This window comes from Natronococcus jeotgali DSM 18795, assembly GCF_000337695.1.
Lineage (GTDB): Archaea > Halobacteriota > Halobacteria > Halobacteriales > Natrialbaceae > Natronococcus > Natronococcus jeotgali.
In genome coordinates this window covers 1-13,154 of sequence record NZ_AOIA01000076.1, presented here as the reverse complement: position 1 = coordinate 13,154, position 13,154 = coordinate 1, and the positions used below count along the sequence as shown (strand labels likewise).

The window sequence follows — 13,154 nt, the reverse complement described above, 5'->3', positions numbered from 1 at the left end:
GGCTCTGCTGCCCCAGCACCAGCACCCATCGGGGTAAGCATGCCAACAGCAAGGAATACAGCTGCAATCGCTACCATGCTACGTTGTATACGTACCATAGTTCAATGGGTTGTACGTTACAATACATAGACCTTTTTGTATTTTCGTAGTAACAAGATGGCGGTGATCAGGATCTGAATCTAGGAAAGTGATCAGTAGATGGTATCAAAGAGTAAAATAGACGATGCGGGTCTGTTACTCAGATCCTATAACACGGTTTATTTGATCCTGGTGGAATGAATTGAGCAAGAAATAACCGGCAATTTACTGATATGAGCTCAAAACCAGATCATCGCCTGCAAAACGAGGAGGAAGCGTATCCTGATTTTTGTTCGAGATCTGAGCCGCTATCAAAGGAGGAAATATTCCATCTATTGAGCACGAGTCGTCGACGAGACGTGATTCAGTATTTGCTTGAAACGGGAGACCAAGTTAGGTTACCAACACTTGCTACATATATTGCAGCAGTAGAACACGAAACTTCTGTTAGCGACGTAACACAGGCGCAATATCAACGGATTTATATCCCACTCTATCAGTCACACCTCCCAAAACTTGACGAGGCAGGCGTTATTCGGTACAATTCGTCTTGCGGACGTCTGGAGCCGACTGAGCGGTTGAACGTCTTTGCTCCATATCTTGGTCTTTCTCCCTTGGAAAAGAGCAATGCTCAATCCCGTTTTGAAACGCCAGGCTCTGACAAGCAGGCAGTCAACAATTGGTATTTGGTAGCTGCCGGGCTCAGTGCGATACTGCTCTTAGCCGTCACACTCGGATTGATACCGATCTCTGGAGAATTTCTCGGTGGTATTATCATTGCTCTGTTTCTCGCAACGAATGCGGTTACAAGACTGTAGAGGGTGTCATACAATAGTTCTCAAGCAACATTATTCTCGGTCAGGTAGGATGGATAAAACACGAGAGCAGCTCAAACGCTGGTGGAAGCGTAGAATGAGACTGCTATAATCATCAAATAGCGGGTGTGAGACGTATTCTATGACACCCTGAGACTGTAGCATATGATCGAGCCAGCAGACGTTGAGACTACTTCGTCCATTGCATATGGAAGTAGTATTTCTCTTGTTGCTTCGTTTCGGGCGTGTCATAGAATCGTCCCCACAGGATTGTTTTCACTCTGATATTCAACGAACCAGCTGGTAGATCGAGCGTGCGAACGTAACGATGAGAGTGAAAGGCCACCATCACAGTTAGAACTTCTAATCAGTACTATTATCACTACGACGTATCTACTCTGAGAAAGTGTCCATTAGATGTTATCTATTGGGTCATGCAGAATCAAAATATTTTGAGAGTAAAAAGAAAAAGGAAAAGTCCGAATTAGAGCTTGTTCTAGATGTGTGAAGACGTTCTCCAAAACAGTCATTGACGATTCTGGATCAATACATACTATCGAAATTTATAGGAATCAATTAGTAAACCCAGTATGGTCTCCGCAGGATACTTGATCCATTCTCTATATTTATTTCACAGGTATGTGACAGAGACTCTCTATAAGAGCCGATTCAGCACCAATGACTCTCAACTCGAGGGTGGGGAAGACAGTAGTTGAGACTGTGTTCCCCAACGCATAGAGTTCGTTATCCGCTTCGCAACTTCCTTTCAGCGAGCCTTCACTGGAAGAGCCGATACAGAGAGAATGCGAGTCTATCAGTGAGAAACCTTCTCCGTACTCACGGTAGATACGTGGCGAGAAAATTGATGATGCGGTCTAGCCATTCGTTTTTCTTGTTTTCCACATCTGCGTCTCCGCTGTCGTCGGCCTTAGTCATACTCTCAGATGTGTCTGTCATCGGTAAGTGCTTTACCGGTATCTATCACTTCGGTCACATCGAAGGGGACGAGAAGAGTTCTATGACACGCTCTTGTCCGGTAAAAGAGCCCGCATAGATATGGTTGAGAGCAATCACTATCAGTCCGATGAGTGTCACAAATCATCTTTGACCTATATTTGTTATCAAATTTGATAGTTTATAACTGCAGTCTGTGTATTATCCACTATCTTCTGAAAATATAATAAAAAGTAATATAATGCACGTGTGAAAATACTATCCTGTGAACAATCAACCTGCCGTCTTCGCTAAAGAATTAACAAAGCGATATGGCGATACTACTGCCATCAGTGGTCTAGATCTTTCTATCCCAAGTGGATCGGTCTACGGATTCCTCGGGCCGAATGGCGCAGGGAAGACCACGACGATGCGAATGTTAACCGGGCTTACACAGCCAACCAAGGGAGCCGGTTCTGTTGCTGGCGTCTCAATCACGGACCGAGATGGCCTCCGTACCCACATCGGATACTTACCCGAGGAACCACCACTGTATGACCACGCGACGGCCTACGAACAGCTCGAATACGCTGCCGGTCTCCGCGATCTCCCCGCGGAAGCGGCACGTGACCGAATCAATGTACTCCTCAACAAACTGGATCTAACGGCAGATGCTGACACGCGGATCGCAGACTATTCGAAGGGAATGCGGCAGAAAACCGCCTACATACAGGCCGTCCTCCACGAACCCAGTGTAGTCTTCCTTGACGNGCAGACTATTCGAAGGGAATGCGGCAGAAAACCGCCTACATACAGGCCGTCCTCCACGAACCCAGTGTAGTCTTCCTTGACGAGCCCACGTCCGGGCTGGATCCACGCGCTGCACGGACGCTCCGGGAGATGATTACAGAACTCGCCGACGCGGGAACGACCGTCTTCCTCTCAACGCATATCCTCCCTGTTGTCGAAAAAGTCGCCGACACGGTCGGAATCCTCTACGATGGAGAGTTGGTCACTGAAGGTTCGCCTGCTGATCTCGAACGCCGCGCAGAGACTGGTGAGACACGCTCGTTGGAGGATGCTTTCCTCGAACTCACGACCGACGAGCATGGCACTGTGGGAGAGGCGGACAGTGAGGCCAGCGCTGTCGGTACCGCTAACCAGAGGGTCGTTGAGGAGAATACCGATGGCTGAATCGGGCTGGCTCAAGCATGCCATTCGGATGGGCTGGTTCGACTATNTATCAGCGTTCTATCCGGGCGATTCGGGAAGACACTGGTCGGCTGATCTTGATGGCTGGCGGTGTTGGTTTCATGACGCTCATGCTAACGGGAGTTGCGGTCCTGTTCGTTCCGGAACTCCGTGGGACGGATCCAGAGTTCTCGATAAATCGGATTGTCAGAGGTACGCTCGCCATGCTCTGGGTGTTTGGGACGTTCATGCTCGCGCAGCGGACGACNCCAGAGTTCTCGATAAATCGGATTGTCAGAGGTACGCTCGCCATGCTCTGGGTGTTTGGGACGTTCATGCTCGCGCAGCGGACGACAGCAGCGCACAGTAAACCGGTCGCCGATGCGTTCGTGCTGACGACCGTCTCACCTAGAACCGCCATCGTCGGAGGCATCGTCGCTGAGAGCCTGCGAGTGCTGACATATGTGTTCCCGGTCGGCCTTCTCCTCGCTATTGCCGGGGCGTACGCCTTCAGTGCACCACTAACCCTTCTGGCAGTCCCGCTGGCCGGTAGTCTGTACGTCGCCAGCGCGGTTACGGCCGGTCGCCTGCTGGGGTATTGTGCTGCATGGCTTGTGGCCAACGTGCCGTTCGTTGCTCGTCATAAGGGCGTTCTGGGTGGGACGGTTGTGATGCTGTTTTTCGGCATTTACTTCCTGTTCCAAGTACCGCAACTGCCTATTTCGATTAGTCCAGCCACACTCGGAGTGATTCCGACTGGGTGGCTCGCAGACTTACTGGCGGTTGGTACGCCCATTGGCTGGTCATCGATACACGCTCTCGGGGGAGTAGTCGCGGTTAGCGTGGTGCTCATCGGTGGGAGCTGGCTTTCCGAGCGTATTGCCACCTCGTTCTGGTTTGGCGAGTCGATCACCGTTTCTGATACTGACAAAAATTCTGTCTCCACCCGCACGGAGGGCGATCAGCGAGCCCTTGAGCGGGCCATCAGCCCCCTCGGCGTCCCGTTCATCACCGGACCAACCCGTCACGTTGCTGAATGGTCCCTGTTGCGAGCCCGTCGGGAACCTCAGCGGTTAAACTTCCTGCTGATCCCGGTGTTCGGTGGCGGTTCAGCATTAGTGAACATGATACTACAGGGGTCTAGCTCGCTCGCGATATTGGGACCAGCTGCCGCCGTGTTGCTGGGGTGGACCGCCAGCGCGGCGTTCGGTCTCAATCCATTCGGCGACGAAGGAGCCGTCCTGCCGACAACCCTAACTGCTGTTTCCGGTCGGGCGTTCGTCCGCGGACTTATCGCCCCGAGTTTGTTGTTCACGCCTGTCGTCACCGTCGTCACGCTTGTGACAGCACTCGTCGGAGGATACGGACTATTGGCGGCGATAGCACTGACACTGATGGGATGCTTTCTCACTGTCGTCGGGGCGACACTCGCACCGATAGTCGGGATGTGGTTCCCGCGCTACAGTGCCATCCGCATCGGCAACAGCGATGGAGTACGACCACCNCCGATAGTCGGGATGTGGTTCCCGCGCTACAGTGCCATCCGCATCGGCAACAGCGATGGAGTACGACCACCGCGGTTGCTCGCGGGTGTGCTTCACGCTGTGTCAATGTGGCTTCCCGGCGCGGCGCTGGTTGGACTCGTCGTAGCACCGGAGTTGGTGAGGCTGGCGCTCTCTGGGATTGGTTACGTTCCAGGATTCATTCTTGGGTTAGTCGCCAACGACGGAGTGCTTACCACCCTTTCATCGTCGCTGAACGACGCTGGAGTGGCAATTCTGGATCTTCCTCTCACTGCCTTCCGGGGTGGATTCGGTATACTGCTGGTTTTCGGTGGACTACTGGTCGCTTGGCACGCCTATCACGAGGCGATACGAAGGTTCGAGACTCACGAACTGCACTGACAGCGCACGAAAGCACGAGTGCTACCACCGGCGCGACACAGAGGGATAAGGGAATGATACAAGATGAGGTACTCTACCCGGGTCGATATTCGCATTCATTGTACGAGGGTGTCATAGAAGTTTTCTCGTAGCGTTAGTTACAATCAATTATTATATGAATTAGTTTATAAATAGGTCTACGAATACACCTGTCCTTGAGTAGCCATTAGAACTCTCAGTCTCCTGCCCTGCGAAAATTTATGCTGTTGGAAATTTTAGAAGTAAGTATGGTGTTACCTCCCTACGTCCACATTCTTCCTCTAGCATGGCGATTCGCGCTTATCGGTGCGCTAGCCTCGCTACCTGTCATCGCCATTCTAAACCGACTGCCAAATTCGGAGGCGACTATCGGCGGTGGTATAATGATAATTGGAGCGTTCATTGCAGGAGTCCTCGCTGCAATCCGCTCGTCAGACCCAAGTGCCGCTGGACTCCGTGCTGGGTTCATTGGTGGCGTCCTCGGACTGCTCATATTCATTGTGACAACAGGGATGACGGCAACATGGTCGCTCTTTAGAATCGTATTTGTCGTCTTCGCCAGTGGGCTGGTAGTGTGTTGCACCTCTATTCGGTTTCGGATTCGGTCACGTCGGTGGTTGGGTGGCAAACACTGTTGGCTCCAGATGGACGACCAGCACAGACGCATCGTAATTGCACGCTTCGTTCATCCTATCCAGTAGCTGGTAGACAGCGTGTGCAAGATACAGAGGATATGTTCAGCACCACGGGTTCGTTTGGTTCATACTGAAATCGACGAATCAGCCGTTTAATAGATAGGCGTACCAACCAGTATAGCTTAGCTCTACTTTCTTGTGCGAGTCACCCTATCATAATCTGGCAACTGTTCTATATTTGCTGTGATGATCGTCAAAAAGCATGTGAAGATAGGGAGAATCATCCCAAGAATAAGTAGGAATCGCCAGTTGATGGTACCTGCGTTTTCATAGAATATGCCAGTATATTGGAGGAAAGCAAGCGTCAGCAGGACAGTTACGGTGAATTTGGCATTTTCTCTGAGGTCTGGTCTCGGAAACTCCATACCTATGCCTTATTTATCATTCGACAAGTATTTTCTTTGTACGTAACACAGTATCCTCTTGAGACGGTGGGCAAAGAGCAGTTGTTACATCGGTCTGCGGATCTAATGCTGATACTTTTATTAATTATTGGTAATATCGCAGCGAAGTGGCTATACTTCAGACTTGTAAGGAATTCTCTGACGATCGTAGAGATTGCTCAGAGTAAATCGTCTATAGCGGGGTTACCAGAGCCGCACGTACTGATCATAAACTTCAACAATACTGGACACGATCGAGCGGGTTGGTTTGTCGTGATCGACGGTCGTCAGTAGGAGTAACCAGCGTCGGCAATGATTGGTAGTGGAAAGTGAGTGTATGATCATAGCACAAATTACATTATCCTGTGGTTTGTTTCTTGAGTTACAAGAATGAGTGCTATAGAAACAGATTCGCTCACGCGGCGGTTTGGGGACGTTACGGCTGTCGACGGTCTCGATCTCGAGGTGAAAGACGGAGAGGTGTACGGCTTTCTCGGGCCGAACGGCGCCGGGAAATCAACAACGATCAACATGCTGCTCGGCTTTACGCCGCCGACGTCAGGGTCGGGGACGGTGCTCGGCTACGATATTGTCGAGGAATCCCAGGCGATCCGCCAGTCGATCGGCGTCCTGCCGGAGGACTTCGGAATGTACGACCGACTGACTGCGCACAAACATGTTCAATTTGCAATCGAGGTGAAGGGTGCCGACGACGACGCCAGCGCGTTGCTTGAACGCGTTGGGCTCGAAGACGCCGCAGACCGGAAGGCAGGCGGCTTCTCGACAGGGATGAAACAACGCGTCGCGCTCGCGATGGCGCTGGTCGGCGAGCCTGACCTCCTCATCCTCGACGAACCCTCGTCGGGGCTTGATCCCAACGGTGCTCGCGAGATGCGGTCGATTATCCGCGCAGAGGTCGATCGCGGTGCGACTGTTTTCTTCTCGAGCCATATTATGGAGCAGGTCGAGGCGATCTGTGACCGTGTGGGAATCATGCGCGACGGTCGACTGGTAGCCGAAGACAGGATCGACGCGCTCAAGGATCAGTTCGACGCCGAGTCACAGTTGGTTCTGACGGTCGATACCGTTCCCGACGACCTCCTCACCGAGCTGCGGACGATGCCGAGCGTCTCCGACACACACGTTTCCGGATCTGACATCGTTATCGTGCTGAACGATTCGAGCCGGAAGGCCGCAGTGATTAACACCGTTGAAGCCGCCGGCGTCGAGATCGACGACATCACCTCGAAGGAGCCGTCGCTTGAGGAACTGTTCGCGAAGCTTACGACCGATGACGTCTCGAAATCGGAGGTAATCGGCGCATGAGCTGGGTCCACATTGCGAGGAAGGACTTCGCCGACGCCGGTCGGTCGATGATGCTATGGGCGCTGACAGGCCTGCTGATCCTGGCCGTCGCCGGTATCTCGGTGATCCCGTACCTGCTGGCGAGCGACGGCACAACGCCGGGATTCGAGGATGGCGTCGGGTTTCTGTTCTCACCGATCGGCTTGTTGATCCCAATTATTGGGCTGGTCGTCGGCTACCAAGCGATTGTCAGCGAGCGCGAGTCCGGTAGCATTCGCTTCCTGCTCGGTCTGCCGAACACGCGCCGCGACGTCGTCCTTGGGAAGGTCATCGGTCGAACTGGCGTTGTAGCGATTCCAACCGTAATCGGCTTTCTCGTTGGTGCAGCCGTCATCGTTGCCCTCTACGAGGGTTTCGCAGTCGTCGACTATCTCGGGCTGCTGGCGTTTTCCCTGCTCATGGGGCTCGTCTACGTCGCCATCGCGGTCGGGATCTCCGCGAGCGTCAGCTCCCGCGCGAAGGCGCTGGCAGCCACCCTCGGCTTCTTCGTATTGTTCGACTTCCTCTGGGAATTCGTCGCGATGGCGATCTACTGGACAGTCGAAGGCAGCCTCCCGGGTTTCGACGGCCTTCCCGCCTGGTATCTGTTCATTGTCCGATTGAGTCCGGGACAGTCCCTTAGTGCGATCTCGCTGACGCTCATTGATTTTGTCGGTGCTGAGGACATTGATCTCACGGCGGCCGGCCGTGTCGCTGGCGAAGTACCGTTCTACCTTGAGAACTGGTTCGCCTGGGTCATCGTTACACTCTGGATCGTCGTCCCACTCGGGATTGGCTATGTTCGCTTCAAGAACGCAGTGTTGAGCTAACCGGATCGAACCCGGGATTTTCTCTGTTTTCCTCGTCGCTTTAGACACCACCAAATACACCGTATATTCCCAATCCGAACAGAGCGAGTCCAATAGGGATTTTCCCCAACCGTTGTTGATACCGAATCGTCGTTTCACTGGCTGCCAGAGGCGTGCTCCAACGATCCCAATCGTTGCTCCACCGATAGCACTTGTTGAAATGTCGGTGAAGTACCAAACCATGGCTAGACCGACAACTGTCGACCCAACCTCTATTGGGAATGAAAGTCGGTCGAACCAGCGGATGGCTTTTGGCCGTGATCCCATACTGGTGATTCTCGGGCGACAACTAAACGTGTTGGTGATCACTCAACATGGCTTCGGTACAACCGCACGGGTGGCGTCGCGGCGATCACGGCGAAGTACCTGTCAGCAGTCACCTACTCGTTGCAAGATACGCAGCTCTACGTAACGCGTGTTCGTCTACAAGCGTAACTCTACTCAAGAGTGACAGCCGCTACGTACAGGCGAACCACTTAGCGATCAGCTGTAGTACTTACCGTGTACGAAGGTAGACAGCGACGCGAAGTGGAATGAGTATGAGAAACGTCACTAACATCGTGAGCACCGTCCACGTGGGGGCGACAGCAAGTCCGAGTTGGACGCCCATGCTGAGTACGAAGAGGCCGGCAAACCGGATGCGAAAATCTGCCCAGAGTCGTTGGAACCGCTCGCTCACAAACGAGCTGTACGTCACAGCAATGCCGAGAATCACACCGAGNGTAATCGAGATGGTGATTAAGAACGGCTCCCAGTACGCGAGCGTACCGAGTACGACAACCGCCAGCCCTATCCAGAGGAGTTCGTAGTAGATGCCTGGCCGAGAATCCGGCTCACCCCACTCTGTTGGAATCAATGACATCTATCGAGACAATACGCCCCATAATGATAAGTGTTCAATCACGTTCACAGAATCACCGGCACTCGGAATCGTATGGGTTCGACAGCCTTGAAGAAATCCAAGTAGATTGCCACTCCTTGTAAAGTAGGCATGCTCTCTCTCCCAGCTGGTTTGTTGAAGGTCAGGGTGAAAACAATTCTGTAGGGACGATTCTATAACACGCCCAGGAGGTCGCACTTGCTGACGCGGTAACTCGTCTCACTGACTTAGCGCCGAGTGCGTTTAGTTCTAAATGGCTGATCAGTATGAAGATACCAAATGCTTCAAGTGGAGTGTTAATTTAGGTTATAATATTANATGCAGTCATCAATATGGTATGGTAAACGAGGACAGACAACTTCAGATGGTCGAATCGAAAATACCGCTTCTGTGAATCTTGGCGGAGGAGATAATTGTTGTGTTCGACGACAGACGAGTAGGGTGGTGCGGTAGATGCGCCGGCGGCAGGTCCTTGCCCTCACCAGCGTGACTACCGTAGGTGGCGTCGCGTATTGGCACTCTGGGCGAAATACCGATGATTTGGATCAAGAGGGACAAGAGCAAAGAGTAGCTGACTCCGAACGCGACCACACCGGTTCGGAGCCGGCCACCCAAGACGGAACTGGCAATGAAACCGAACGCGACGACGAGAACTCAGTTCTCGAGGACAGCGAGGGGATGCTTGTCTTCACGTACGATGACAGCCCGCTCGAGGACTACACGCTCGCCTATGAGGTCCATCAGGAGTATGGCGCTCCCGGTTGTACGGCGGCCTGTCCCGGCCTCATGGAGGAACGAGACGCGTACCTTGATCCTGCCCAGCTTCGAGAGATGCAGGACGACGGGTGGGGGGTCCTGTCCCACACCTACCGNGTACCTTGATCCTGCCCAGCTTCGAGAGATGCAGGACGACGGGTGGGGGGTCCTGTCCCACACCTACCGCCATAGAGCGCTCGGTCATACCGAACTGACCGAGCCCGCTCGCGAGGGCGACGATCATCTGTATGTCACAGTCAACCGCCACGGTGCCGTGAAGGGTGATCCCCTTACGATTTCTGACGACAAGATCCAGACGACGGCCACAGTCGCCGGACGGGGCAACGACTCAAGCGGAGAGTACATCGAACTCGAGTCACCCCTCACTGAGACCGTCGGTTCATCGGGGGTCGTCAGATATTCCGANGACTCAAGCGGAGAGTACATCGAACTCGAGTCACCCCTCACTGAGACCGTCGGTTCATCGGGGGTCGTCAGATATTCCGAGTCGTTTATGCACGAGATTCTCGAGCGAACGGACGACCGCCTCGAGTCATGGGGACTAGACGTGACAGGATTCGTGTATCCCTATGGACGGTACAACGGCCTCGCCGAGGATATTGTCCGGGAACATTATCCTGCAGTCGCGAACCACGGCTACGGTGGTCACAACGAGCTTGTAGGTTTGGATCCGACGACAATGCATCGGATGTATGTCGAGACCGATAAAGCAAGCAAAGATGAGATCGGTGCGTTCATGGAAACTGCTGCTGAGAAGAATGTCCTCGCAATCGTCGGAGGTCACTCCCAGTACAATACTCTCACTGCGGACCGAATTCGCTATATTATCGAGACTGCCCTCGAGAATAATCTCGCAATTGTCACCATTGATGAGGCTCTGACCGAACTTGAGCGGCTATCTACCTAAAATCCGCCGTAGGATTTCAAAGATCGATTCTATGCTTCGCCAGACTCCTCAGCAGAGCACTTAGAACCATGGAAGTATACCTACTCATCAGTTCATTTACTGTAGGGGTGGTTGTAATCGAAACTATAGGTATATTTCTATGACTCCCTCTAGATAGTGAAAAGTCCACTTACTGTTGATTTCGTAAACACGACTCAGAATACGTTGATAACAGCACTAAGGGCAAAGCCGATGGCCAACGAGAGCGTTGAATAAAGAGCTTGTTTGTTGGTAGCACGAAAAATCCCGGAAAGCATTATTCCGACTGAGCAACCGAAGAGAAAGCCATGAACCGCTGTCTCCCCACTTCCGGCCGCCCTTGGTGATGCTACGAGTTCAACGAAAATTACACCCGTTAAGCCGAACAGAAAGAGGGCTCCATCTCGTCGTATGTTCCGTTCTTGTCGCTCAATCATACATCACCGTTGGAAGAGTGCTTGAATAATAGTTGTCACTTTCTTCGTTAAGTTTGTAGCCTTCAGGATGTCATAGAATGGTTCGTGTACCAATTGTATCATCCTCGGAAAGTGATATATAAATAGATAGGGGGAATCTATGTGGTTTCTGTTTCTTTCTTCGGAAGACTTTTTCGTTCTGAAAAGTAGTATAATATCACGACGAATCCGGCTGCAGGTACTNGAATCTATGTGGTTTCTGTTTCTTTCTTCGGAAGACTTTTTCGTTCTGAAAAGTAGTATAATATCACGACGAATCCGGCTGCAGGTACTATTACGCCCAACCAGTACATTTGAGGATTTTTGAGATCGAGTCGTCTCGCGTCAATATACATCAGAATACCTATCGGGAATTGTATAATAAGAGCTCCAGCTAGTAATCCAATAACTACATTAGTCATGGGAGNGTCTCGCGTCAATATACATCAGAATACCTATCGGGAATTGTATAATAAGAGCTCCAGCTAGTAATCCAATAACTACATTAGTCATGGGAGATATCCTATTGCAAGAGTAACTCTCTTATCTAATAAGTCTGTTCTACCAGTGATAAGTCCGCACTGTCTCTGTATCGGCTCTTTCGGTGAAGACTCGTCGAAACGAAGTGACGAAATGGGTGACGATTCCATATGCATCGGAGAACGCNCGGTGAAGACTCGTCGAAACGAAGTGACGAAATGGGTGACGATTCCATATGCATCGGAGAACGCAGTCTCAACTTCTGTGAGTTGAGAAATGTATAGTTTATATTGTTTTATCGGAATTTGTGGTACTACCTGCGCTTGTTCAGGCTTTAGGTGACGCCGACTGGCTCGGATCGACGCAACATCTCTCTGAGTCAGAGGTCAACGTACTGTGATTCCCACTCACGGCGCTCCTGAATGGNGTTCGTCGATCGAGTTCTCCCTTCTCGACGAGTTCCTTGTTGACGAGGGTGTCGAGATTGGGATACAGCCGTCCGTGGTTGATTTCGCTACTATAGTACGACTCGATTTCGTCTTTGATGTCTTGACCCGACGGCTGATCAGCGCCTGTAATGACGTACAGGAGATCTCGCTGAAAGCCTGTAAGATCGTCCATGATGAGTTGCCCTTGTAACCGAATATTGTTATTTCTATCGTATCTACTAGCCAGATTGAATTCCAATTTTTGAGAAGGACAGTAGTCTATTGGTTAATTTTGATCGGAGAGTTAGTGACGGTTTTCAGAGACAAGTTGGTCGAGGAACGAAGCAAGGACNGTCTTCTCCTTCTCATCCGATTCGAGAGAGAAGTCTTGACGGGGATCTTCATAGACTTCGAGTTCAACACGATTTGCAGCAGAGAGTTCACCGTCAAGCACCACAAGATTGAGAATTGCGGTCTGGTAGATCACCAGCGTACGGATCTCATCGATATCGAGATACTGGATGTTGAGCGCTTCCAGTGTCGAGAGCAGGTTGACTGGAGTGCNATATTCCCGCGTCGAACCCGTATCGGTTGGCATTGAATTACTCTTGTGGACCCCTACCAATAGTTCTCATCCTTCAGTGTAGCAACTGGTAGTAGAGACAGTGCAATCAAAGAGGGTTGGGCTGGCAAAAGGACCACCGGTCGTATGGGGCCAATACCGGTGGGATATGGACCGAGTGCTGGATCGTGATGTCGCGCCAAGGGATACGCGACAGTCGCGGTTTGTGGTGGAGTCATTATCAAGCTATGGGCCGCTCTTCGGATTTCTCGAGACCGCCAACAACCACGTACTAGGACTACATACGTGATCGTTGGCGATCTTGTCGACCGAACGCGAGTAACAACGCCGCCGCGAAGCTCCAGGACGACGCTCGAGGACGGCTGATCTTAACCAACGGCGGGACGGCTCTCCTGG

General features: G+C 51.9%; 6 protein-coding genes and 2 pseudogenes. 6 read left to right on the top strand and 2 right to left on the bottom strand.

The annotated features are described in order from the left end of the window. Nucleotides 1–311 precede the first annotated feature (311 nt). From C492_RS23590 to C492_RS25210, 6 genes and pseudogenes are all read left to right on the top strand, one after another. Nucleotides 312–896 carry a DUF7344 domain-containing protein gene (locus C492_RS23590; RefSeq protein WP_083898795.1) on the top strand — a complete coding sequence of 195 codons (585 nt, stop codon included), beginning with the start codon at nucleotides 312–314 and terminating at the stop codon, nucleotides 894–896. A 1,216-nt stretch (nucleotides 897–2,112) separates the two neighbouring features. Continuing rightward, nucleotides 2,113–3,020, top strand: a pseudogene (locus tag C492_RS25215) (ABC transporter ATP-binding protein). 2,140 nt (nucleotides 3,021–5,160) lie between these two features. Beyond that, nucleotides 5,161–5,640, top strand: a complete 480-nt coding sequence (locus C492_RS25845) for a DUF5518 domain-containing protein (protein WP_394295471.1) — start codon at nucleotides 5,161–5,163, stop codon at nucleotides 5,638–5,640. Nucleotides 5,641–6,407: 767 nt separating this feature from the next. Then, entirely contained in the window at nucleotides 6,408–7,343 is a 936-nt protein-coding gene (locus C492_RS08260) for an ABC transporter ATP-binding protein (protein ID WP_008422335.1), read from the top strand. Continuing rightward, the gene (locus C492_RS08255; protein ID WP_008422333.1) at nucleotides 7,340–8,191 is read left to right on the top strand and encodes an ABC transporter permease subunit; all 852 of its coding nucleotides are present in this window, start codon (nucleotides 7,340–7,342) and stop codon (nucleotides 8,189–8,191) included. The genes C492_RS08260 and C492_RS08255 overlap by 4 nt, the downstream gene beginning before the upstream one ends. A 1,372-nt stretch (nucleotides 8,192–9,563) precedes the next feature. After that, nucleotides 9,564–9,992 (top strand): polysaccharide deacetylase family protein, encoded by a 429-nt coding sequence (locus C492_RS25210; protein WP_449289503.1) that lies wholly within the window; start codon nucleotides 9,564–9,566, stop codon nucleotides 9,990–9,992. Between the two features lie 996 nt (nucleotides 9,993–10,988). Here the strand turns inward: C492_RS25210 and C492_RS22560 are convergent. Together C492_RS22560 and C492_RS22550 are read right to left on the bottom strand one after the other, a co-directional pair. Then, the gene (locus C492_RS22560; protein WP_083898794.1) at nucleotides 10,989–11,249 is read right to left on the bottom strand and encodes a hypothetical protein; all 261 of its coding nucleotides are present in this window, start codon (nucleotides 11,247–11,249) and stop codon (nucleotides 10,989–10,991) included. Nucleotides 11,250–12,126: 877 nt separating this feature from the next. Then, a pseudogene (locus C492_RS22550) lies at nucleotides 12,127–12,368 on the bottom strand (helix-turn-helix transcriptional regulator). Nucleotides 12,369–13,154: the final 786 nt, after the last annotated feature.